General features: G+C 61.9%; 20 protein-coding genes. 14 read left to right on the top strand and 6 right to left on the bottom strand.

What is annotated here, in order from left to right:
• The first annotated feature begins 12 nt into the window (after nt 1-12).
• From pstB to DNK10_RS10835, 3 genes are all read left to right on the top strand, one after another.
• Nucleotides 13-846: a phosphate ABC transporter ATP-binding protein PstB gene (gene pstB / locus DNK10_RS10845; protein ID WP_131177659.1), complete on the top strand. Its 834-nt coding sequence runs from the start codon at nt 13-15 to the stop codon at nt 844-846.
• A gap of 105 nt (nt 847-951) precedes the next feature.
• The gene (gene phoU, locus DNK10_RS10840; RefSeq protein ID WP_131181459.1) at nt 952-1680 is read left to right on the top strand and encodes a phosphate signaling complex protein PhoU; all 729 of its coding nucleotides are present in this window, start codon (nt 952-954) and stop codon (nt 1678-1680) included.
• Between the two features lie 141 nt (nt 1681-1821).
• A complete protein-coding gene (locus DNK10_RS10835) occupies nt 1822-2721 on the top strand; it encodes a response regulator (RefSeq protein WP_131191549.1) in 900 nt (299 codons plus the stop codon).
• A 76-nt stretch (nt 2722-2797) separates the two neighbouring features.
• On the opposite strand, the gene DNK10_RS10830 is transcribed toward DNK10_RS10835, so the two are convergent.
• A complete protein-coding gene (locus DNK10_RS10830) occupies nt 2798-4216 on the bottom strand; it encodes a DASH family cryptochrome (protein ID WP_131191548.1) in 1419 nt (472 codons plus the stop codon).
• Nucleotides 4217-4375: 159 nt separating this feature from the next.
• On the opposite strand from DNK10_RS10830, the gene DNK10_RS10825 reads away from it, so the two are divergent.
• On the top strand, nt 4376-4969 hold the full coding sequence (locus DNK10_RS10825) for a MarC family protein (protein WP_131181462.1): 594 nt from the start codon (nt 4376-4378) through the stop codon (nt 4967-4969).
• Nucleotides 4966-5748, top strand: a complete 783-nt coding sequence (locus tag DNK10_RS10820; protein ID WP_131191547.1) for an N-acetylmuramoyl-L-alanine amidase — start codon at nt 4966-4968, stop codon at nt 5746-5748. Before DNK10_RS10825 ends, DNK10_RS10820 begins: the two co-directional genes overlap by 4 nt.
• Before the next feature lie 42 nt (nt 5749-5790).
• On the opposite strand, the gene DNK10_RS10815 is transcribed toward DNK10_RS10820, so the two are convergent.
• Nucleotides 5791-7575, bottom strand: coding sequence for a KinB sensor domain-containing domain (locus tag DNK10_RS10815; RefSeq protein WP_131191546.1), 1785 nt, complete (start codon nt 7573-7575; stop codon nt 5791-5793).
• Nucleotides 7572-8915, bottom strand: a complete 1344-nt coding sequence (gene algB, locus DNK10_RS10810; protein ID WP_131191545.1) for a sigma-54-dependent response regulator transcription factor AlgB — start codon at nt 8913-8915, stop codon at nt 7572-7574. Before algB ends, DNK10_RS10815 begins: the two co-directional genes overlap by 4 nt.
• Nucleotides 8916-9141: 226 nt before the next feature.
• Here algB and DNK10_RS10805 point away from each other — a divergent pair, with 226 nt between their 5' ends.
• From DNK10_RS10805 to DNK10_RS10780, 6 genes are all read left to right on the top strand, one after another.
• Nucleotides 9142-9993, top strand: a complete 852-nt coding sequence (locus tag DNK10_RS10805; RefSeq protein ID WP_131191544.1) for a BON domain-containing protein — start codon at nt 9142-9144, stop codon at nt 9991-9993.
• Between the two features lie 89 nt (nt 9994-10082).
• On the top strand, nt 10083-10514 hold the full coding sequence (locus tag DNK10_RS10800) for a PA2169 family four-helix-bundle protein (protein WP_131181467.1): 432 nt from the start codon (nt 10083-10085) through the stop codon (nt 10512-10514).
• A 217-nt stretch (nt 10515-10731) separates the two neighbouring features.
• Nucleotides 10732-11001 carry a hypothetical protein gene (locus DNK10_RS10795; protein WP_131191543.1) on the top strand — a complete coding sequence of 90 codons (270 nt, stop codon included), beginning with the start codon at nt 10732-10734 and terminating at the stop codon, nt 10999-11001.
• 61 nt (nt 11002-11062) lie between these two features.
• Nucleotides 11063-11227 (top strand): DUF1328 domain-containing protein, encoded by a 165-nt coding sequence (locus DNK10_RS10790; RefSeq protein WP_013789335.1) that lies wholly within the window; start codon nt 11063-11065, stop codon nt 11225-11227.
• A gap of 13 nt (nt 11228-11240) precedes the next feature.
• Nucleotides 11241-11702 (top strand): inhibitor of vertebrate lysozyme family protein, encoded by a 462-nt coding sequence (locus tag DNK10_RS10785; RefSeq protein ID WP_423228069.1) that lies wholly within the window; start codon nt 11241-11243, stop codon nt 11700-11702.
• A 137-nt stretch (nt 11703-11839) separates the two neighbouring features.
• On the top strand, nt 11840-13069 hold the full coding sequence (locus DNK10_RS10780; RefSeq protein WP_131181470.1) for a nucleoside recognition domain-containing protein: 1230 nt from the start codon (nt 11840-11842) through the stop codon (nt 13067-13069).
• Between the two features lie 523 nt (nt 13070-13592).
• On the opposite strand, the gene DNK10_RS10770 is transcribed toward DNK10_RS10780, so the two are convergent.
• Together DNK10_RS10770 and DNK10_RS10765 are read right to left on the bottom strand one after the other, a co-directional pair.
• Nucleotides 13593-14702 (bottom strand): DUF5924 family protein, encoded by a 1110-nt coding sequence (locus DNK10_RS10770; protein ID WP_131191894.1) that lies wholly within the window; start codon nt 14700-14702, stop codon nt 13593-13595.
• Between the two features lie 249 nt (nt 14703-14951).
• A complete protein-coding gene (locus tag DNK10_RS10765; RefSeq protein ID WP_131181472.1) occupies nt 14952-15896 on the bottom strand; it encodes a LysR family transcriptional regulator in 945 nt (314 codons plus the stop codon).
• 158 nt (nt 15897-16054) lie between these two features.
• Between DNK10_RS10765 and DNK10_RS10760 the strand changes: the two genes are divergently transcribed.
• Entirely contained in the window at nt 16055-17236 is a 1182-nt protein-coding gene (locus DNK10_RS10760; protein WP_131181473.1) for an acyl-CoA dehydrogenase, read from the top strand.
• A gap of 93 nt (nt 17237-17329) precedes the next feature.
• On the top strand, nt 17330-18550 hold the full coding sequence (locus tag DNK10_RS10755) for a CaiB/BaiF CoA transferase family protein (RefSeq protein WP_131181474.1): 1221 nt from the start codon (nt 17330-17332) through the stop codon (nt 18548-18550).
• A 4-nt stretch (nt 18551-18554) separates the two neighbouring features.
• Here the strand turns inward: DNK10_RS10755 and hmpA are convergent, their stop codons facing one another.
• Nucleotides 18555-19736: an NO-inducible flavohemoprotein gene (gene hmpA, locus DNK10_RS10750; protein ID WP_131181482.1), complete on the bottom strand. Its 1182-nt coding sequence runs from the start codon at nt 19734-19736 to the stop codon at nt 18555-18557.
• A gap of 157 nt (nt 19737-19893) precedes the next feature.
• Here hmpA and norR point away from each other — a divergent pair, with 157 nt between their 5' ends.
• Nucleotides 19894-21456 (top strand): nitric oxide reductase transcriptional regulator NorR, encoded by a 1563-nt coding sequence (gene norR / locus DNK10_RS10745; protein WP_131181475.1) that lies wholly within the window; start codon nt 19894-19896, stop codon nt 21454-21456.
• Nucleotides 21457-21800 lie beyond the last annotated feature (344 nt).

Below are 21800 nucleotides of genomic sequence, written 5' to 3'. Positions count from 1 at the left end.
GAGTGAGCACTTATGCAACACGAAACCGCTACCCACGGCATCGACATCTCGGCCTTGGGCCGTGACAAGCAGAGCCTCGACCTGGCCAACGAAACCGTGGCCATCGAAGTACCGGGCCTGAACCTGTTCTACGGCGACAAGCAGGCCCTGTACGACGTCAAGATGAACATCCCCAAGCAGCGCGTGACCGCCTTCATCGGCCCGAGCGGCTGCGGCAAGTCGACCCTGCTGCGTACCTTCAACCGGATGAACGATCTGGTCGACGGTTGCCGCGTGGAAGGCGAGATCAACATCGACGGCCGCAACATCTACCGCAAGGGCGAAGACGTCGCCGAACTGCGTCGTCGCGTCGGCATGGTGTTCCAGAAGCCCAACCCGTTTCCCAAGAGCATCTACGAGAACGTGGTCTACGGCCTGCGCATTCAGGGCATCAACCAGAAGCGCGTGCTCGACGAGGCCGTGGAATGGGGCCTGAAGAGCGCCGCGCTGTGGGATGAGGTCAAGGATCGCCTGCATGACTCGGCCCTCGGCCTGTCCGGCGGCCAGCAGCAGCGCCTGGTGATCGCCCGCACGGTGGCGGTACAGCCGGAAGTGCTGCTGCTCGACGAGCCTTGCTCGGCCCTCGATCCGATCTCCACGCTGAAGGTCGAAGAGCTGATCTACGAACTGAAATCCAAGTACACCATCGTCATCGTCACCCACAACATGCAGCAGGCTGCCCGGGTGTCCGACTACACGGCGTTCATGTACATGGGCAAGCTGATCGAGTTCGGCGATACCGACGCGCTGTTCACCAACCCCGAGAAGAAACAGACCGAGGACTACATCACCGGGCGTTACGGCTGACAGCAGCTGCAAGCCGCAAGCTTCAAGCGGCAAGCAAGAGCGATTCACGACGACGATTAACTTGCAGCTTGAAGCTTGAAGCTTGAGGCTCGCGGAGCGACCAAGATGATCAACAAAGACAGCCTGACCCATCACATTTCCCAGCAGTTCAACGCCGAGCTGGAGGATATACGCAGTCACCTCCTGGCCATGGGCGGCCTGGTCGAGAAGCAGGTCAACGACGCCGTCACTTCGCTGATCGAGGCCGACTCCGGCCTGGCCCAGCAAGTACGCGAGATCGACGACCAGATCAACCAGATGGAACGCAACATCGACGAGGAATGCGTACGCATCCTCGCCCGTCGCCAGCCGGCGGCCTCGGATCTGCGCCTGATCATCAGCATCTCCAAGTCGGTGATCGACCTGGAGCGCATCGGCGACGAAGCGACCAAGATCGCCAAGCGCGCGATCCTGCTCACCGAAGAAGGCGAGTCGCCACGCGGCTATGTCGAGGTTCGCCACATCGGTGATCAGGTGCGCAAGATGGTGCAGGAGGCGCTGGATGCCTTCGCCCGTTTCGACGCCGACCTGGCGTTGTCGGTCGCGCAGTACGACAAGACCGTCGACCGCGAGTACAAGACGGCGCTGCGCGAGCTGGTCACCTACATGATGGAAGACCCGCGTTCGATCTCCCGCGTGCTCAACGTGATCTGGGCGCTGCGTTCGCTGGAGCGTATCGGCGATCACGCGCGCAATATCGCTGAACTGGTGATCTATCTGGTGCGCGGCACCGACGTCAAGCACATCGGCCTGACCCGCATGCAGGAAGAAGTGCAGGGCGGCGCCAAAGAGTGATCCTGGCCGCCTGGTAACCTGAGAACGCGTGGATACCCGATGAGGGGAGGCTGTCTCCACGCGCTCCGCAGCGTTACGCTTTAGTATTGGCCTTAGGTCAGTGCCCGCGACTATGCTAATGACCATTCGAGGGAGTGGTCGATGAGCAAAGTCAGTGTATTGGTGGTGGACGATGCCACCTTTATCCGCGATCTGGTGAAGAAGGGGCTACGCGACCATCTTCCCGGTATCCAGATCGAGGAAGCCGTCAATGGGCGCAAGGCCCAGCAGGTGCTCGGCCGTAACCCGATCGACCTGATCCTCTGTGATTGGGAAATGCCGGAGATGTCGGGGCTTGAGCTGCTGCAATGGTGCCGTGAACAGGAAGCGCTGAAAGGTGTGCCGTTCATCATGGTCACCAGCCGTGGCGACAAGGAAAACGTCGTGCAGGCCATTCAGGCCGGTGTCTCGGACTTCATTGGCAAGCCGTTCTCCAACGAACAACTGATCACCAAGGTCAAGAAGGCCTTGCAGCGCAGTGGCAAGCTTGCGCGACTGATGGCGTCTGCTCCGCCGAAGATGCTCAGTACCGGCGCCTTCGCCAATGATTCGCTGGCGGCGCTGACTGCCGGCAAAGCCGAAGTGGTGCGCCCGCCCGGCGCAGCGCAGCAGGCGGCGCCCAGCGTCAGTCCGGCTTCCGCCAAGGCTGTGTCAAGCACGCCGATGGGCCGCAGCCAGGGTCAGATGCGTCTGTCGGGTGGCACGATGGCCTGTGTGGTCAAGGCTCTGAGCCTCAAGGAGGCGTTGCTGGTGGTCAAACGCGGCGAGCTGATTCCTCAAGTGCTGGAAAGCGTGGTGCTCGATCTGGAGCAGGGCGAGGCGTCGGAAGTGGCACGTCTCAACGGCTATCTGCACAGCATCGCCGCCTTCGAGCCAAAGCCCGATAGTGAATGGCTGCAGGTGATAGTGCGTTTCGTCGACCGTGACCCGCAAAAGCTGGATTACCTGTCACGGCTGATCGCCCGCGGCACCACCCAGAAGCACTTCACGCCAGGTGGCTAAGCCGCATCTGACTCACCACCCTCGACACGCTGGTCATCAACCATTCTCGCAATCGCCGAACAGCTCGTTAAGCCTGTCATGCAGCGTCGTTGAGATGCTGCTGCCAGGATTCCGGAATCTGCTCCAGCCGCGGATAGTTGATCGCTTCCAGCTGCAGGTGCGGTAGCAGGAATGGCGTGTGGCGTAGATGTTCGGGCAGGCTGCGCAGTTCCGGAATCCACAAGCTCACGTACTCGCCCTGAGGGTCGTACTGGCGGGCTTGCTTGAGTGCGTTGAACTTGCGCTTGAGCCGCGGATCGCTGGCGACTCCGGCGAGGTAGGCCCAGTTGCCCCAGTTGCTGGCCGGATCGTAGTCGATCAGGTGCTCCTCGAACCAGGCGGCGCCATGGCGCCAGTCCTGCTGCAGGTCGCTGACCAGGTAACTGGCGGCCACCTGCCTGCCCCGATTGGACATGAAACCGGTGGCGACCAGCTCGCGCATGTTGGCGTCGACCAGCGGCATCCCGGTGCGGCCTTGCGCCCAACGCTCGAAGCGTTCATCGATCTGCTGCGGAGCACGCTCGGTGGCCTTCAGGCCGCCAGCCTCGAACAGTGCCTGGCCATGGCGCTGCAGAGTGCAGCGAAAGAATTCGCGCCACAGCAGCTCCAGCCACAGCCAGTGGGTGGACTCGTTGGCACCGTAGAGTGATTCATGGCGGCGCAACTCGGCGGCGGTACGGCGCGGCGACAGGCTGCCGTTGGCCAGCCAGGGCGAGAACTTCGACGAGTATTCGCTGCCGATCATGCCGTTGCGTGTTTCCTTGTAGCGGCGCACGCCCTGGCTGTCCCACAGGTAATCACGCAGCCGTGCCTGGGCAGCGATTTCGCCTCCCGAGAAGGGGAATGCGCTCGGCGCGACGCTCAGGGCATCGCCAAGGCCGAACTGGAATCGGGTCGGCAGGCCGAAGGCCTGTGTATCGACGCCCTCCGGCAATGGTGGCAACTGATCCGGTGCGGCCTGGGGCTGGAACACGTACTGGCGTGCATCGATCAGGGCGCGGAACTGGCTGTACACCCGCGGTAATTGTTTCAGAGGGCATGGCAGTTCGGTTTCGCTGAACAAGCCGTTGCTCTGCGCCGTACGCAGGGGAACGGCGCCAAGATTTTCGCGTATGCGAGCGAGCTGTGCGAGTTCCTGCGGGGCGATTTCGTCGAGGGTCAGAACCTGCTGCAGGTCGAACTGTTCGACCATCTGCACGATCACTTCTTCCGGCTTGCCGTTTATCACCAGGAGTTTCGAGCCGCGCTGGCGCAGGGCGCTGTCGAGGGCGCTCAGGCTCTCCAGCAGAAAACGCGCACGGTGCACGCCGATGCGTCGGCTGCCGAACTCATCGAGCTGCAGCAGCGCCGGGTCGAGCACGTACAGGGGCAGGAGATGGTTGGCGCCAAGGGCAGCCTGCAGTGCGGGATGATCGTCGAGGCGTAGATCCTGTTTGAACCAGAGCAGCGCACGCATGGGATGTTCCCTCATAGTGGTCTGCATATGGATTACCGAGTGGTGCGACAAGTTCAGCGTCGCCTGCTGGCGGTTCGTGGACGGTAATACGACGGTGCATTGCTGACTGACGTCGGCTGCAGTAGCCACTAGACTGTGCGGCTGTTTTCAGGAGCCCCTATGGACATCGTCAGCATCGCCGTTCTGATCTTTCTGGTCACCGACCCGTTCGGCAACATCGCCATCTATATCGCCGCGTTGAAGAACGTCGCGCCCGAGCGTCGCTTCCGCGTGGCCGCCCGTGAGCTGCTATTCGCCTTGGCATTGCTGCTACTGTTCCTTACCTTTGGTGACAAAGTGCTCAGCGCTCTGGGCCTGTCGCGGGAGGCAACGGCGATTGCCGGGGGTATCATCCTGTTCGTCATCGCCATGCGCCTGATTTTCCCCAGCCCGCAGGGCCTGCTGGGCGATGTCCCTGACGGCGAGCCAATGCTGGTTCCGTTGGCCACCCCGGCGGTGGCCGGGCCTTCGGCACTGGCGGTGCTGATGACGCTGCGCAACACCCACGAGGGGCAACTCTGGGAGCTTTATCTGGGTGTGTTGCTGGCCTGGGCCGCGACCGCCTTCATCCTGCTGCAGGCCTCGACGCTGCAGCGTTTCCTCGGCCCTCGCGGGCTGACCGCAGTGGAGCGACTGATGGGCATGCTGTTGATCATGCTCAGCGTCGACATGCTGCTGGACAATCTACAAAGCGTATTGCATATCCAGCCATGAAATTCTTCAGTCTTGCCTTGTTCGCCCTCCTGCTCGCCGGTTGCAGCAGCGGGCCACGCATCGATCACAGCTACACATCCAGCGGTCAGAGCAGCCGGGTGCAGTACATCGTGCTGCACTACACCTCGGCCGACCTGCCACGATCCCTGGAGCTGCTGACCAAGGAAGAAGTCAGTGCTCACTATCTGATCAACGCGGTGCCGCCGACCATCTACCAATTGGTGGATGAGAATCGTCGTGCCTGGCACGCCGGGGTCAGCGAGTGGCAGGGCCGCACCTGGCTCAACGGCACTACCATCGGTATCGAACTGATCAATCAGGGGTACTTCGATACGCCCAAAGGGCGTTACTGGCAGCCTTATGCCCAGCCGCAGATCGACGCGCTGATCGTGCTGCTCAAGGACATCATGCAGCGCCACCAGCTGCCGCCTGGCAGCATCATCGGTCACAGCGATATCGCGCCGCAGCGCAAGGTCGATCCGGGCCCGCTGTTTCCCTGGAAGCAACTGGCCGATGCCGGCCTGATGCCCTGGCCGAATGCCGCCGTCGTGGCGCGTGAACAGGCTGCCTTCAGTGTCAGCCTGCCAGACATCGAGTGGTTTCAGCAGCAGTTGGCGGAGCTGGGGTACGTGGTGCCAGACACCGGTGTCCTCGACGAAGCCACGCGCAACGTGATCCGGGCCTTCCAGATGAAGTACCGGCAAGCGCTCTACGATGGCCAGCCGGACGCGGAAACAGCGGCGCTGCTGCTGGTGCTCAACCGCATGGGCAAGGCATAGCGGGGGCGCCGCCAATGTGGCGCCCGTACTGTGTTTGCCTGCTTACAGTGGCAGTGCCATATGGAAGCGCGCGCCCTGGCCAGGCTGGGATTCGGCACCGATGCGCCCGCCATGCAGCCGGACGATTTCCTTGCACAGTGCCAGGCCGAGCCCGGCGCCGCCCTTCTTGCGACCGATCTGTACGAAGGGTTCGAACAGCCTGGCCTGCTGGCCGTAGGCGATGCCTTCACCTTCATCCTTGACGCTGATCAGCAGCCGGTCGTCCTGGCGTTGCGCCTGCAGATTGATGGTTCCGGACTCGGGGCTGTGACGCAGGGCGTTGTCGATCAGGTGATCGAGTACGCGGTCGATCTGTGCCCGATCCAGATGGATGCGCGGCAGTGCCTCGCCCGTCTCCAGCGCCAGACTGACCTGTAGTGCCTGCGCCTTGCCAGCGTGTCGTTTGGCGGCCTGTTCGAGCAGATCGGGAATGTCACAAGGCGCCAACTCGAGTTTCTGCACGCCGCTCTGGTAGCGCGAGAAATTCAGCAGATCCTCGATCAGGTGCACCAGGCGTTCCATTTCCTCGTCGAGGATGCGCACCAGATCGGCTTCGCGGGACTCTTCGGCGAACTTGCTGCGCTCGCGCAACAGGCCGAACGCCATGTGCATGCCGGTCACCGGTGTGCGCAGCTCGTGGGAGGCGCGCAGCACGAACTCGTTACGGGCTCGCTCGAAGGCACGCTGTTCGGTGACGTCATGCAGCACCATCACGGCGCCGAGGATATGCCCCTGACTGTGGCTGACCGGCGTCAGGCTGTACTTGAGCAGGCGGGTTTCGCCGTTCGCTTCGACCTGCAGATCCGCCAGCCGCTGTTCCAGGCTGTGGCCCTGCAATACGTGCTGCAGCTGGTCATCCAGTTCGGGGCGCGCCAGGGCCTGGCTGGGGCTTTGACCGAGCGGCTGGTCGTGCCAGCCGAGCTGTCGCTGGGCGACCGGGTTGAAATGTTCCAGCAGGCCATCGCGACCGAAGATCAACAGGCCGTCGTCGATGCTGTCGAGCACCGCCTGCAGGCGGTGCTGTTCGGCCATCAGCGCCTCGACGTTGCTGCTCTTGAGCTGGCGCAGGCTTTCCGCCATGAGGCCGAAGCGGCGGCTCAGCGCAGACAGTTCGGCAACCGGAGTAATCGGCAGCGTTACCTGGAAATCTCCCCGGCCAATCTGATCGGCGGCGCGGGCCAGGGCATCGATGGGTTGGCCGACCCGGCGGGCGATGGTGTGGGCGGTGATGAAACCGATCACCAATACCGCCAGACCGACCAGCCCCAACAGCCCGGCGATCAGCCAGGCGCGCTCGCGGGCTTTGGCTTCCGAGTGCTGCACGGCAGCCACATAGCTCATTTGCAAGGTGTTGAGGCGGTCGCGAACGGTTTCGATGATCTTGGCGAAATCGTCATTGATGAGCAGCTCGTGGCGCACGGCCAGTGGATCTTCGAGCAGGCGGCTGAATTTCTGATAGTCGGTCTGGATCTCGACGATCGCCTGACGGTCACTGTCCGTTGTGTTTGCCTTCAAGCCATCGTCGATCCATTTGCGGATGCGCCGATCGGATTCCTGCAGGCTCTGCACCGTCTGCTGGTCGAAATCCTCACTGAGCATCAGAAACAGCTGCTTGCCCAGCTCCTGGCGCAGGTCGAGGCTTTCGCTGATGACCTTCAGGTTGTGTGCCAGCGTCTGGTTTTGCGACTGGGTAAGCTGCAGCACGCTGAAGATACTCAGCATCAGGCCCAGCAAGGCGACGGTGAGCAGGGCGCTGGTGCTGAGAAACAGCTTGCTGCGAAGCTTCATAGACCGAGCTGCTTTCGTTTGCGATACAGGGTCGAAGCGTCGATGCCCAGTGTCTTGGCGGCTTGATCGAGGGTATCGCTGTTGGCCAGCACCGCCGAGATATGCGCCTTTTCCAGTTCTTCGAGGCTAAGGTCGGCGCCCACACGCGGCGCGCTGTTGGTGGTCGGCGCGCTCATGCCCAGGTGGGCGACATCCACCCATTCGCCGGGGCAGATGATGCTGGCACGCTCGATCACGTTGCGCAGCTCGCGGATATTGCCAGGCCACTGATAGTCGAGCAGTGCCTTCAGTGCCTCTTCGCTGAAACCGCGGGCGGGGCGGGCGTAATCCTTGACGAAACGGGCGAGGAAGCGGTCGGCCAGGGTGAGGATGTCGTCCGCGCGTTCGCGCAGCGGCGGCAGGTTCAGGGTGATGACGTTCAGGCGGTACAGCAGGTCTTCGCGGAAATTCCCCTCCTTGACCATCTCGGCGAGGTCGCGGTTGGTCGCCGCGAGGATGCGCACGTCGGCATGACGGGTCACGGGGTCGCCCACGCGTTCGTATTCCTTGTCCTGAATGAAACGCAGCAGTTTGGGTTGCAGGGTCAGCGGGAAGTCACCGATCTCGTCGAGAAACAGCGTGCCGCCATCCGCCTGGTTGACCCGACCCAGGGTGCTTTCGCTGGCGCCGGTAAAGGCGCCGCGGCTGTGACCGAACAGCTCGCTTTCCATCAGTTCGGCAGTCAGCGATGGGCAGTTGATGGTCACACAGGATTTCTTGGCGCGGCGGCTCCAGCCGTGGATGGCGCGCGCCAGTTCGCCTTTACCGGTGCCCGACTCGCCGAGGATCAGGATATTGGCGTCGGTGGTCGCCACCTGTCGGGCCGTTTCCAGGATCGCCATCATCGCCGGGCTGTGCGAGTCGATACCGTCACTGGGTTTGCGTACTTCGCCTTCCAGGGCTTCCAGGCGTGCTGACAGTTGGCGCACTTCCAACTGCTTGGCGGCGGCCAGGCGCAGTTGATCCGGGCTGCACGGCTTGACCAGATAGTCGGCGGCACCGGCCTGCATCGCATCCACCGCACTGTCGATGGCCGAATGCGCGGTGACGATCACCACGCGCATCCAGGGCGCGAGGATGCGCATCTGCGCCAGCACGTCGAGGCCGTTTTCATCCCCCAGGCGCAGGTCGAGGAAGCACATATCGAACACCTGCCGTTGTAGCAGCGACTCGGTTTGCGAAGCGCTGTTGGCGGTGGTGACTTGATAGCCCTCGTCCTCCAGGCAATAGCGGAAGGTACGCAGGATAGCCGCTTCGTCGTCGACCAGCAGGATGCGCCCGCTCTGACCTGTTGCTTCCATTTACGTGCTCCATGGGGTGGATGGCAGAGATTAGTCCGAAAATCTTCGTGCAAGTTGCACGGCCAGTATGACGTGATCTTGCATCGTGCAAGCGGCCAGCTGCCATGCTTTGGATTTAAACGGCTGATTTTAGTTGGTTTTTATTTTTTGGGCGGCTGGCATAGCACTTGCGACATCTCCATGGCTGCTTTGCTGCGGCATTTTTGAACCTAGGAGGAGGCGTTACATGCTGTTGAGACAATCCGCACTGGCCATGGCCATCACCGGTCTTATCACCCTGGCTCCGCTCGCCCAGGCGGCTGAGGAGGGTATTAGCCGGCAGCTGAGCGATGCCCGGCAGCAGGGTGCCATCGATACGGCGTTCGCCCTTAACCGACACCTGAGCCCCTTCGAGATCGAGGTTGCCGTGGAGGATGGCAGAGCCACGCTCAAGGGCGTGGTGGAAAACACCGCGGAGCGTGAGTTGGCTGCCGAGTTGGCGGGCAACATCGATGGCGTTCGTGATGTGAACAACGATCTCGAGGTCGATCCAGGCCTCGAGGTGCCCATGGTCGACGAGCAGGCACGGATCACTACCGACAAGACCTTGGCCCAGCGCTTCGATGATGCCACCCTGGCGGCTACGGTGAAATCCAAGCTGCTGTGGAACAGCAACACCGAGGGCCTGGATATACAGGTGCGCGCCGAAAGCGGCGTGGTCAGCCTGAGCGGCAATGCCGGTACGCCGGTGGCCAAGGAACTGGCCGGTGAGCTGGTCACCAATACCGAAGGGGTTCGTGAAGTCCACAACCACCTGAGCATCAGTACGGCAGACAGCACCTCGGCCGAGGCGCAGAACGCCGCCAACGACGCCGCTGCCTCGATCAGCGATTCGTGGATCACCAGCAAGGTTAAGTCCAGTTTCCTCTATAGCCGCAACCTCGACAGCCTGAACATCAAGGTCGAGACCCGCGACGGTTTCGTGAGCCTCAGTGGCACCGTGCTGAGTAACGCCGAGAAGCGCCTGGCTGTGGAAACCGCACGCAATATCCGCGGCGTGCGCGGCGTCGATGCCGACGCCCTGCGCATCGCCAGCTAAAAAGAGCATCAAGAGAGGTGGTCGGTTGCGACCGCCGGTTTATGCAGTGACGCCGACGGCACTGCCTATGAAGAAACAGGAGTACCGCCATGAGCAACAAGACCGATCAACTGAACGAACTGATCGCCATCATCCGTGACGGCCAGCGTTTCTATGAGCATGCCTACGGCGAGGTCAAGGATGTGCGCCTGCAGGCGCTGTTCCGCGACATGTCGCAAACCAAGAACCAGGTTATCCAGGCTCTGTCGGTCAAGGTCGCGGCCAATCAGGAGGAGCCCACCTCAAGTGGCACAGTGGTTGGCAAGCTGCGCCAGGCCTATGCCGATGCTCGCGCAACGTTGTCCAGCGATGAAGAAGCTACCTATGTGGCGCAACTGGAAGAAGCAGAGGATCGCATCCTGCACGCCTTCGAGGACGCGCTGGAAAGCGCCGAGCCGGATGTACGTGCGCTCCTGGCTGTGGAAATGCCCAAGATTCGTGCCTGTCATGACCGCATGCGCGACCTGAAGCACGCCATGTAACCCGATCGGCACAGGGATGTGCCGTCATTGGTGTCGTGCAGAACGCCCGAGCTTTGTAACGTGATCGTGCAGGATGCCAATAATGGCAATTGTTTTTGTTTTTTAAGTAATTGATTTATATGTTTTTTATTTTTATTCAGAGCTGGCACGCAGGCTGCAATCCTTAACTCATGAAGAGAACGCCAGGCCGTTCGACAACGATTTTGAGGAGCTTCACATGAACCTTCAACGCGCCCACACCGAGATTCTGATCCTTGCAGTCGCCGCTGTTCTGATCCTGTCGATGAGCGTGTCGTTGAAAGCTCCCGAGCCGAAGGCTGCCGCGCCACAAGTTTCCAGCCAGGCCCATGTGCCGGCCATCATTCAGCCTGCCACCGTCTCCGCTGCTCCAGCCTCCTTGCAGACTGTAAGCGTGCAGACCACAGGTGATTGGGTGCGTATCGAAGCCGTGGAAGCGCCGGCCAAGCAAACCCGTTGGGTGTTTTGAAACGCCTGCTGATTCCCAAGTGCTACACCCGTAAGACCTCAAAAAACCAAGGAGAAACGCCATGCTGAGTTGGGCTATTACCTTTCTGATCATCGCCATTGTCGCTGCCGTTCTGGGCTTCGGTGGTATCGCGGGCACTGCCACAGGTATCGCGAAAATCCTTTTCGTGGTGTTCCTGGTCATGTTCATCGTTTCGTTCATCATGGGTCGCCGCCCACGGGGCTAGTCGAGGCATGATGATGAATCGATTCACGACGCTCGTTGCCGCCCTGATGCTGGGCGGCAGCGCGGCGGCCTTGGCCGCCAATACGGATGGTGAGTTCCGCCTGAACGAACTGCTCGGCAGTAACCCGGACTATCGTGAAGCCTGGAAGGAACTGATCCAGGATGAGGAGCGCTTACCCGAATGGATAATCAACCTCAGCGGCGTGGCCATGCCCATGAAAACGCTGGAGGAAGACGGCGACCCGTATCTGGTCGGGCAGTTGTGCGAAACATCCAATTGCTTCAACCAGCGCCTTTACGTCGCCTTCACCCCGGACAAGGACGATGCCTACGCGCTCTGGGTGCAGTTGCCCGAAGGTTTACCCGAGGACAAGACACCCAGTGAGCATGCTGATCTGCGTTGGCTCGGTGAGCCGGACGACGGAATCAAGCAACTGCTACAGGAACAGTTGAAGAAAGACCCCAACTGGTACTGATGCTCCTGACGGCGCCTTCTGGCGCCGTTGCATTATCTACTCATCCCGACAAATCCCCACATACGACTAGCCGGTAGCTTCCCACTTACCTGCCGTAGCCGCGTTATCATCAGCCGCTATGTTCAAGGGGGTGACCTATGCTCAACGGCTTGTGGCTGAGCTTTTTCGTGGTAGCGGCGGTAGCGGGGTTCAGCCGTTGGCTGCTGGCCGACGATCCGGCAGTATTCGGTGCGATGGTGGAAAGCCTGTTCGCCATGGCCAAACTGTCGGTCGAAGTGATGGTGCTGCTGTTCGGCACACTGACCCTGTGGCTCGGGCTGCTGCGCATCGCCGAGAAAGCTGGCCTGGTGGATGCCCTGGCACGCGTGCTCGGCCCTCTGTTCGCCCGGCTGATGCCTGAGGTGCCGCGCGGCCATCCGGCCCTTGGTTTGATCACCATGAACTTCGCGGCCAACGGCCTGGGCCTGGACAACGCCGCCACGCCCATCGGCCTCAAGGCCATGCGTGCCTTGCAGGATCTCAATCCGAGCAGCACCACGGCGAGCAATGCGCAGATCCTCTTTCTGGTTCTCAACGCTTCGTCCCTGACCCTGCTGCCGGTCACCATCTTCATGTACCGCGCCCAGCAAGGCGCACCCGACCCGACCCTGGTGTTCCTGCCGATCCTGCTGGCGACCAGTGTCTCGACTCTGGTCGGGTTGTTCTCCGTGGCCATCATGCAGCGCCTGCGCCTGTGGGATCCGGTGGTGTTGGCCTATATGATTCCCGGCGCGCTGCTGCTCGGCAGTTTCATGGCGCTGCTTGCCGGTATGTCCGCCACGGCGCTGGCGGCGTTGTCGTCGCTGCTCGGTAATCTGACGCTGTTCGGGGTGATCGTTGCCTTCGTGGTGATCGGAGCGCTGCGCAAGGTGCAGGTTTACGAGCAGTTCATCGAGGGGGCCAAAGAAGGCTTCGACGTGGCCAAGAGCCTGCTGCCGTATCTGGTGGCGATGCTCTGTGCGGTCGGTGTGCTGCGTGCATCCGGTGCTCTGGAGCTGGCGCTGGACGGTATCCGCTGGATCGTTGCCTGGGGTGGCTGGGACACCCGCTTCGTCGACGCGCTGCCTACGGCGATGGTCAAGCCATTCTCCGGCAGTGCGGCGCGGGCGATGCTGATCGAAACCATGCAGAGCCAGGGCGTCGACAGCTTCCCGGCCCTGGCTGCGGCTGTTATCCAGGGCAGTACGGAAACCACGTTCTACGTGCTGGCCGTGTATTTCGGCGCAGTGGGTATCCAGCGCGCGCGGCATGCCGTGGGTTGTGCACTGCTGGCAGAGTTTTCCGGCGTGGTCGCCGCGATTGCCGTGTGCTATTGGTTCTTCGGCTGAGCTGCTGCCGAATAGGCCGCCAACCCAGCTAAGCAGCGGATCGCGGCTCTTGAACTCGCGTATCCGTTGCAGGCGCGGTGCGATGAAATCCTCGAAGTCTTCGGCCTGCTCGAAGTACACCCCGGTGAACAGAATGAACACACTCTTGTTCGCCGCGTGGGTGAAGAACAGGTTGCCAACCGGCTCGCCGTCCTTGCTCAGCAGATCGAGGCTGGAGCCGCTGGCGTAGTCCGGACTCAGGGCTAGGGCGCGCTTCTCCAGGCCGTTGCTCTCCAGCGAATAGCTGGCGCCGACATTGCCCGCATAGCCATTGATCAGCGCATCTCCAGCAGTGGGATGGATGCTCACGGCGCTGTACAGATAAAAGCCCTGGCCGGGGTTGTGGGTGTAGCTGAGCTCCACGGTGCGGGTCAGGTACTGCACGCTCTTGGTGTAGTGGCCGCCCTTGCCGATACTGAAGTGAGCGAAGTCCTTGTCGTTGAGCAGTAGCCCGCGCTCCTCGCCGGAGAGCGCGGCCTGGTTGTCACAGGCGCCGATCGTCAGTGTCAGGATCAGCAGCAGGGGGCTGCTCAGGTAGCGGTTCATTCAATCCTCCTTGATTGCCTGTCTGCGGGGCGGCATCGGGCGTTACCTCGAAACGCAGCACACCGATCATCTGTCCGGCCTCGGTCAGTACCTGAATCTGCCAGCTGCCTTCCACGTTCTGCGGGAAGTTCTTCTTGTGCGTCCAGGCCCGATAGCCCTTCTCACGTCCGCCGTGGATATCCAGGGCGATGCGCTCCAGCTCACGACCGTCATGCTTCCAGACGTGATAGATGCGTTCGTCGAGGCCGCGTGGTGCGTTGATCGCCGTGTAGGCGTACAAGCCGGTGCTGCGCAGCTGGCTGGCGCTCAACGCTTCGAGGCCTTCGCCCGGCGAGCGATTCTGATTGTCGAACTCGGTGGTGATCGCCACCTCGGTCAGCCACAGGGTGGCCGGCGGCACCCAGGCCCGCGCCAGCCAGCCGAAGGTACCGATGGCCAGGGTCAGGCCGATCAGCAACAGGCCGCGCCACCATTTACGCACGATGATGATACTGAACAGGCTGGGGAACGACAGCAGCACGGCCGCCGCCAGCGACAGTTGATAACTCTCGGTGGTATTGAGCTTGAAGATGATCGGCAGCGCCGTGAGCAGCACGGCGAACAATGCCAGCGTGTGATACGCAAGGAAGATCCAGCGCCGTGGTGCCAACCACTTGTAGTACAGCGGATCGACGATCGACACCAGTGCCGCGGCTGCCAGCAGCCCGCTGAACATCGCCTGGCCACTGTTCCAGGTGGTGGTGATGAAGAAGAACGGCAGAACGAAGAACAGACTTTCCTGGTGGATCATCTGGGTGGCGTAGCGCAGCAACGGTCGCGGCAGCTCGAAGCCGAAGCGGGCGGCGATGCGCTCGCGCAGCATGTTCTCCAGGATCAGCCATAACCAGCTGACCAGCATCACCAGAGCCAGTACCTTGGCCAGCCCGGCCTGGCGGTCGACCAGTACGAAGCTCGCCACCCCGGACAGGAAACCGAAAATCGCGACCACGCCGGGGTGGCGCTGTATGAGCGCGATGATCCGCAAGACGAGGTTTTTACTGGAGGCGATAAGAGACAAGGCGGTTCTGGCAGTGACCAAGAGCGATGCGCAGGATACTGCATTTGTCTGTGACTGAGGTTCCCGCCGATCAGCCGTGGCAGATGTTCGCTGCGTTGCGGTCTGGCCGGTTGAACGCGAAAGCGACGTAGGGTGGACCGGGGCGCGTAGCCAACGCTCTTTTTGTCCACCATTACGATCGTAAGCGGTGGACGGGTCGGGCCGCGTAGGTAAAGCATCCGCTACGCGCCCCGATCCACCCTACGAAAGGCCGCGACCGTCTCCTTGCCGCCGTACATCGCTGCTCAGCTCCACTGCCTGATACTGCTGCGCTTCACCCAATAGCCAGTCGCGAAAGGCTTTGAGCGCCGTGGACTCGACCTTGCGTTCCGGCACGGTCAGGTAATAAGCGCGGCCGTTGTCAGGCACCGGGCGGTCGAGGGCGACCACCAGGCTGCCGTCGGCCAGCTCGCGCTGGATCAGAAACGGTGGGATTAGCGCCACGCCCATCTCGTGGCAGGCAGCCTGGGCAAGCATGGAGAACAATTCCAGCCGCGGGCCGGTCATGTCGCGGCCGACATTCAGCCCCTGTGCTGCAAACCACTGACGCCAGGCGTAGGGCCGGGTGCTCTGTTGCAACAGCGGCAGTTCGGCGATCCGCTCGGCGCTGGCGGCCTGGCCATGCAGCAGGGCTGGGCTGCACACCGGTATCAGGTGTTCGTGCATCAGGAAGTGCGTTTCGGTACCTGACCAGTCGCCATCGCCGAAGTAGATCGCCGCGTCGAAACCGGTATCGGCGAAAAGAAACGGCCGGGTGCGGTTGGTCAGGTGCACCGTCACCTCCGGGTGCTGGCGCTGGAAGTTCTTGAGCCTGGGCAGCAGCCATTGCGTACCAAAGGTCGGTACCACCGCCAGTTCGAGGCTCATGGCGCCTTGCGAACCCATCAGCGCCAGCGTGTCGCGCTCTACGGCATCGAGCTGGGCGGCGACCTTGCGGGCGTACGCGGTGCCCGCTTCGGTTAGCAGCACGCCGCGCCGCGAGCGGCGAAACAACTCCACGCCGAGAAACTCTTCCAGCCCGGCGATCTGCCGGCAGACGGCACCCTGGGTCAGTGCCAGCTCGTCCGCAGCGCGGGTGAAGCTCTGATGGCGTGCCGAGGCCTCGAATGCGATCAGGGCTGCTGTACTGGGAATCTTGCGGCGCATGAGTGCAAAAGCCTCACTAATTGGTGCTCTTATCAGGTGCTTAGACTATCTCAGAGTGAGCTTTTCGCACAGCATCATGCGAATTACTCGTTTGCCGAGTGGCGGGTAGCTGCCTAGGCTAAGTCCAATAAGAACTCTATATGCACGAGGATTCTGCGATGGCCGCCAAGGCAAGCTTCAACTGGATCGACCCGCTGCTGCTGGATCAGCAACTCACCGAAGAAGAACGCATGGTGCAGGGCAGTGCCGAGCAGTTCGCCGCCGACAAGCTGGCGCCGCGGGTACTCGAAGCTTTCCGCCATGAGAAGACCGACCCGGCGATCTTCCGCGAGATGGGCGACACCGGTCTGCTCGGCGCGACCATTCCCGAAGCCTACGGCGGCAGTGGCCTCAACTATGTGTGCTACGGGCTGATCGCCCGCGAAGTGGAGCGCATCGATTCCGGCTATCGCTCGATGATGAGCGTGCAGTCGTCGTTGGTGATGGTGCCTATCTTTGAGTTCGGTAACGAAGCCACCAGGCAGAAGTATCTGCCCAAGCTGGCCTCCGGTGAATACATTGGCTGTTTCGGCCTGACCGAACCCAATCATGGCTCCGATCCGGGCTCGATGATCACCCGGGCGAAGAAGGTCGACGGCGGCTATCGCCTGAGCGGCAGCAAGATGTGGATCACCAACAGCCCGATCGCTGACGTCTTCGTGGTCTGGGCCAAGGATGACACCGGCGAGATCCGCGGTTTCGTGCTGGAAAAAGGCTGGGAAGGGCTGGCGGCCCCGGCGATCCACGGCAAGGTCGGCCTGCGCGCCTCGATCACCGGCGAGATCGTCATGGACAACGTGTTCTGCCCCGAAGAGAACGCCTTCCCGGATGTGCGCGGCCTGCGTGGCCCGTTCACCTGTCTCAACTCTGCCCGTTACGGCATCAGCTGGGGAGCGCTGGGTGCCGCCGAGGCCTGCTGGCACACGGCGCGCCAGTACACCCTGGATCGTCAGCAGTTCGGTCGCCCGCTGGCCGCCAACCAGCTGATCCAGAAAAAACTGGCCGATATGCAGACCGAAATCACCCTGGCTCTGCAGGGCTGTCTGCGCCTGGGGCGGATGAAGGACGAGGGCACCGCGGCGGTGGAAATTACCTCGATCATGAAGCGCAACAGCTGCGGCAAGGCGCTGGATATCGCCCGTCTGGCCCGTGACATGCTCGGCGGTAACGGCATCAGCGACGAGTTCGGCGTGGCCCGGCACCTGGTCAACCTCGAAGTGGTGAACACCTACGAAGGCACCCATGACGTGCATGCGCTGATCCTCGGCCGCGCGCAGACCGGTATTCAGGCTTTTTTCTAGCGGCAAGCCACAAGCTCCAAGCCGCAAGGAAGAGCAAAGACAACCACTGGCCTCAATTCGCTTCCACTTGAGGCTTGCAGCTTGAGGTTCTCTATGACCGCTCTGTCGCATCTCCGTGTTCTCGACCTTTCCCGCGTGCTCGCTGGGCCCTGGTGTGGGCAGAACCTGGCAGACCTTGGCGCCGAGGTGATCAAGGTCGAGCGCCCGAAAGTCGGCGACGACACCCGTCACTGGGGGCCGCCCTACCTGCGCGACGATGAGGGACGTGATACCAGCGAGGCGGCCTATTTCCTCTCGGCCAACCGCAACAAGCAATCGTTGACCCTCGACTTTACCCTGGTGGAAGGTCAGCGCCTGGTGCGCGAGCTGGCAGGCAAGTCGGACATCCTTATCGAGAACTTCAAGGTCGGCGGCCTGGCCGCTTACGGGCTGGACTACGCCAGCCTGAAGGCGATCAATCCACGGCTGATCTACTGCTCCATCACCGGCTTTGGCCAGAGCGGTCCCTATGCCAAGCGGGCCGGCTACGACTTCATGATCCAGGGGCTCGGTGGCCTGATGAGCCTGACCGGCCAGCCGGGCGATAGCGAAGGCGGCGGGCCGGTGAAGGTCGGCGTGGCGCTGACCGATATCCTTACCGGCCTCTATGCGACCGTCGCTGTGCTGGCGGCGCTGGCGCACCGCGAGAAGACCGGCGAAGGCCAGCACATCGACATGGCGTTGCTCGACGTGCAGGTCGCCTGCCTGGCCAATCAGGCGATGAATTACCTGACTACCGGCGTCTCACCGAAGCGCCTGGGCAATGCGCACCCGAATATCGTGCCTTATCAGGCGTTCCCTACCGCCGATGGCGACCTGATCCTCACGGTCGGTAACGACAGCCAGTTTCGCAAGTTCTGCGAAGTGGCCGGGCATCCCGAGTGGGGCGTCGATCCCCGTTTCGCCAGCAACGGTCAGCGCGTCGCTCATCGCACCGAGCTGATTCCGCTGATCCGCCAGGCCACGGTGTTCCGCAGCACTGCCGAATGGGTGAGCGTACTGGAAGCGGCTGGCGTGCCGTGCGGACCGGTCAACGATCTGGCTCAGGTGTTCGCCGATCCCCAGGTTATCGCCCGAGGGCTGCGTATCGATCTGCCGCATCCACTGGCGGGCAGCACGCCGCAGGTGGCCAGTCCGCTACGCCTGTCGGCCAGCCCGGTCGAATACCGCCAGGCGCCGCCGCTGCTGGGCGAGCATACCGAGCGCGTGCTGACGGAAGTGCTCGGCCTGGAAGCCGAGCAGATCGCTGTGCTACGCAATTCTGGGGTGATCTGATCCCTCAGTCCTCCAGTTCACTGGCCGGGCCGAAGAATTCGTAGTGGCACTGGGTGGTGGGCACGCCGATGTCCTGCAAGTGCCGCTTCACCTGGGTCATGAATGGCTTGGGCCCGAGGAAGTAGGCGTCGATGTCCGGCTCTTCAGGTAGCCACTCGGCCAACTGCTCGCGGCTGATCAGGCCTTGGGCATGAGACTGGTCGCCGTCGCGCGGGTCGCTGTAGCAGAAGCGGTAGCTGATCTGCGGGTAATCGCGACTCTGCGCTTCGATCCACTTCTTGAAGGCATGTACGCCGCCATGGCGGGCGTAGTGAATGAAGTGGATGGGGCGTCCGCTCTCACGGGCGGCTTCGACCATTGCCAGCGCCGGGGTGATGCCCACACCCGCAGTGATCAGCGCCAGTGGTTTGTCCGATTGGCGCAGCACGAAATCGCCGGCCGGTGGGAACAGTTCCAGGGTGTCACCGACCTGGATGTGGTCGTGCAGATAGTTGGAAACCTTACCGTCGGCCTCGCGCTTGACGCTGATGCGGTATTCACGGCCGTTTCCCTGGGCGGACAGCGAGTAGTTGCGGCGATGCTCCTTGCCGTCGATGACCATGCGCAGGCCGATGTACTGGCCGGGCTGTTGAATCAGCACCTCGCCGCCATCGACGGGCGCCAGGAGGAAGGAGATGATCTCCTCGCTTTCCACTGTCTTGGCTACCACCTTGAAGTCCCGCGAGCCACGCCAGCCGCCGGGCGCCTGCTCATGTTCGCGGTAAGCGCTTTCCTCTGCGCCGATCAGGATGTCTGCCAGTTGCCCATAAGCAGCGGCCCAGGCGGCGATCACCTCATCGGTGGCGATTTCTTCGCCCAGCACTTCGCGGATGGCGCGCAGCAGGCAAGCACCGACGATGGGATAGTGCTCCGGCAGGATTTGCAGTGCCACGTGCTTGTTGACGATACGCCCGACCAGCGGGCCGAGCGCTTCGAGCTGGTCGATATGTCGGGCATACATAAGTACGCCATTGGCCAGCGCGCGCTGCTGGTCGCCACTGGCCTGGTGAGCCTGGTTGAACAGCGGGCGTACCTCGGGATACTCCTCCAGCATCATGGCGTAGAAATGTCGGGTCAGGGTTTCACCGCCGGTTTCCAGTAATGGGACGGTGGCTTTGATGATGGTGCGTTGTTGGCTGGTCAGCATGGTGATGAATTCCTGTCGCAGGGCATGAGTGTTGTCTGCCTTTGTCATTACAGATCCCGTGCCAACTCGCAAAGCCGCTGGATTACTGGGCTTGCGCGTGCTATGAGTCTTTTTGACTCTTGCTGTGATGTGTCGTTATGACTCTTTCGGTGTCTTTATGACTTCTAATCCTATGCTCGTCGCTCTCCTCCCACTGGTCGATGATCTGTCTCGCGACTTGCCGGAGAGCGAACGCTATCGGCGTTTATTGGCAGTGCTGCGGCAGCTGTTTCCCTGTGATGCCGTGGCATTGCTCAGGCTCGATGGGGATGTCTTGGTACCGCTGTCCGTAGAAGGGCTCAGCGCCGATACCATGGGGCGACGCTTCAAGGTGAGCGAGCATCCACGTCTGCATGAGTTGTTGCAGCACCGTGGGCCGACGCGCTTCGCCGCGGACTGCGAACTGCCCGATCCCTATGACGGATTGCTAGAAGGGCAGCACGGGCATCTGGAAGTACACGACTGTCTGGGCTGCCCGCTCTATATAAAGGAGCGGATCTGGGGGCTGCTGACCTTGGACTCTCTGCAGTCGAGCAGTTTTGGTCGTGTCGATCTGGGCATGCTGGAGGCTTTTGCCAGTCTGGCGGCTGCGACGGTGGCGGCCAGCGAGCGCATCAGCCTTTTGCTGGGGCGCGTGGAAGACGAACAGCGGCGGGCCGAACTCTATAAACAGGCCGCTGGCGGCGTGCGGCCACGGGAGATGATCGGCCAGAGCCCAAGGCACAAGGCGTTGTTGCAGGAGATCGAACTGGTCGGTAGCAGTGACCTGACCGTATTGATCAGCGGTGAAACCGGAGTGGGCAAGGATCTGGTGGCCGAGGCGCTGCATGCCGCTTCCTCCCGCGCTTCGCGGCCAATGGTCAGCATCAACTGTGCGGCGTTGCCGGATACCCTGGTGGAGAGCGAGCTGTTCGGTCACGTTCGCGGGGCGTTCTCGGGCGCTGTCAGTGAGCGGCGTGGCAAGTTCGAAGTGGCCGATGGCGCCACCCTGTTTCTCGACGAGGTCGGTGAATTGCCGCTGGCGGTGCAGTCCAAGCTGCTGAGGGTGTTGCAGAGCGGGCAACTGCAGCGAGTGGGATCGGATCGTGAGCATCGTGTGGATGTGCGGGTGCTGGCGGCGACCAATCGCGACCTTGCGGAGGAGGTACGCGCCGGACGCTTCCGGGCCGACCTCTATCACCGTCTTAGCGTCTATCCCCTGAAAGTCCCTGCGCTGCGTGAGCGGGGCCGTGATGTGCTGCTGCTCGCCGGCTACTTCCTCGAGGACAACCGGGCTCGCTTGGGGCTGCGTAGCTTGCGTCTCGCGCCAGATGCTCAGAAGACGCTGCTGCAACACGATTGGCCAGGAAACGTCCGAGAGCTGGAACACCTGATCGGCCGTGCGGCTATCAAGGCCTTGTCGGCCTGCGTGGAGCGTCCGCAGATCCTCACTATCGATAGCCGTGCGCTGGATCTGCATCCGTCCTCAATGGTGCATATGGAAGACGAGAATCTCCAGGTCGCCGCATCGGAGCTGCAATCGCCTGGTTCGGGATTGCGTGACGCGGTGGATGAGTACCAGCGGCGCCTTATAGAGGCGGCACTTGCTCGCCATGCTGGGCGCTGGGCCGATGTGGCGCGCGAGATGGACGTTGATCGGGCCAACCTGCAGCGCCTGGCCAGGCGTCTGGGGCTCAGGTAGCGGGACTAAGAACGCTGCTTATATATAGATAAGCCGGAAAAGCCGTTTTATTACAGTCTGGTGAAATAAACCGTTGACCTGAGAACCAGGTTGCCTATAATGCGCACCACTTCCGGCGCGGCCTGATCTGAAAACTCCTTGTTAATCAGGCAGTTAGAAGAAAATAAAGGTTGCACGGACGGCGAATTCGAGTAGAATGCGCCGGCATCGACAGGGTGGTTTGAGTGGCACTGTTGATGGCTCGATCAGGTTGGATCGAAAGCGGTTGAAGAGGTGGTTGACAGCGGTTTGTAACGCTGTAGAATGCGCCTCCCGCTGGAGAGAAGATGGTCTGGTGGGGTGCT

It is taken from the genome of Phytopseudomonas daroniae (assembly GCF_004327275.1).
Classification (GTDB): Bacteria; Pseudomonadota; Gammaproteobacteria; order Pseudomonadales; family Pseudomonadaceae; genus Aquipseudomonas; species Aquipseudomonas daroniae.
Note: the sequence above shows the minus strand (reverse complement) of the source record. Positions and strands in the feature narration are given on the sequence as shown.

Bases quoted from the DNA above. Each gene is read 5' to 3' on its own strand.
- DNK10_RS10830 (WP_131191548.1), bottom strand. From the start codon at position 4,216: ATGCGTGCGCTGCTCTGGTTCAAACAGGATCTACGCCTCGACGATCAT.
- DNK10_RS10800 (WP_131181467.1), top strand. From the start codon at position 10,083: ATGAGCAACAAGACCGATCAACTGAACGAACTGATCGCCATCATCCGT.
- DNK10_RS10765 (WP_131181472.1), bottom strand. From the start codon at position 15,896: ATGCGCCGCAAGATTCCCAGTACAGCAGCCCTGATCGCATTCGAGGCC.
- DNK10_RS10820 (WP_131191547.1), top strand. From the start codon at position 4,966: ATGAAATTCTTCAGTCTTGCCTTGTTCGCCCTCCTGCTCGCCGGTTGC.
- DNK10_RS10760 (WP_131181473.1), top strand. From the start codon at position 16,055: ATGGCCGCCAAGGCAAGCTTCAACTGGATCGACCCGCTGCTGCTGGAT.
- DNK10_RS10780 (WP_131181470.1), top strand. From the start codon at position 11,840: ATGCTCAACGGCTTGTGGCTGAGCTTTTTCGTGGTAGCGGCGGTAGCG.
- DNK10_RS10795 (WP_131191543.1), top strand. From the start codon at position 10,732: ATGAACCTTCAACGCGCCCACACCGAGATTCTGATCCTTGCAGTCGCC.
- pstB (WP_131177659.1), top strand. From the start codon at position 13: ATGCAACACGAAACCGCTACCCACGGCATCGACATCTCGGCCTTGGGC.
- norR (WP_131181475.1), top strand. From the start codon at position 19,894: ATGACTTCTAATCCTATGCTCGTCGCTCTCCTCCCACTGGTCGATGAT.
- DNK10_RS10785 (WP_423228069.1), top strand. From the start codon at position 11,241: ATGAATCGATTCACGACGCTCGTTGCCGCCCTGATGCTGGGCGGCAGC.
- DNK10_RS10825 (WP_131181462.1), top strand. From the start codon at position 4,376: ATGGACATCGTCAGCATCGCCGTTCTGATCTTTCTGGTCACCGACCCG.
- DNK10_RS10805 (WP_131191544.1), top strand. From the start codon at position 9,142: ATGCTGTTGAGACAATCCGCACTGGCCATGGCCATCACCGGTCTTATC.
- phoU (WP_131181459.1), top strand. From the start codon at position 952: ATGATCAACAAAGACAGCCTGACCCATCACATTTCCCAGCAGTTCAAC.
- algB (WP_131191545.1), bottom strand. From the start codon at position 8,915: ATGGAAGCAACAGGTCAGAGCGGGCGCATCCTGCTGGTCGACGACGAA.
- DNK10_RS10790 (WP_013789335.1), top strand. From the start codon at position 11,063: ATGCTGAGTTGGGCTATTACCTTTCTGATCATCGCCATTGTCGCTGCC.
- DNK10_RS10815 (WP_131191546.1), bottom strand. From the start codon at position 7,575: ATGAAGCTTCGCAGCAAGCTGTTTCTCAGCACCAGCGCCCTGCTCACC.
- hmpA (WP_131181482.1), bottom strand. From the start codon at position 19,736: ATGCTGACCAGCCAACAACGCACCATCATCAAAGCCACCGTCCCATTA.
- DNK10_RS10755 (WP_131181474.1), top strand. From the start codon at position 17,330: ATGACCGCTCTGTCGCATCTCCGTGTTCTCGACCTTTCCCGCGTGCTC.
- DNK10_RS10835 (WP_131191549.1), top strand. From the start codon at position 1,822: ATGAGCAAAGTCAGTGTATTGGTGGTGGACGATGCCACCTTTATCCGC.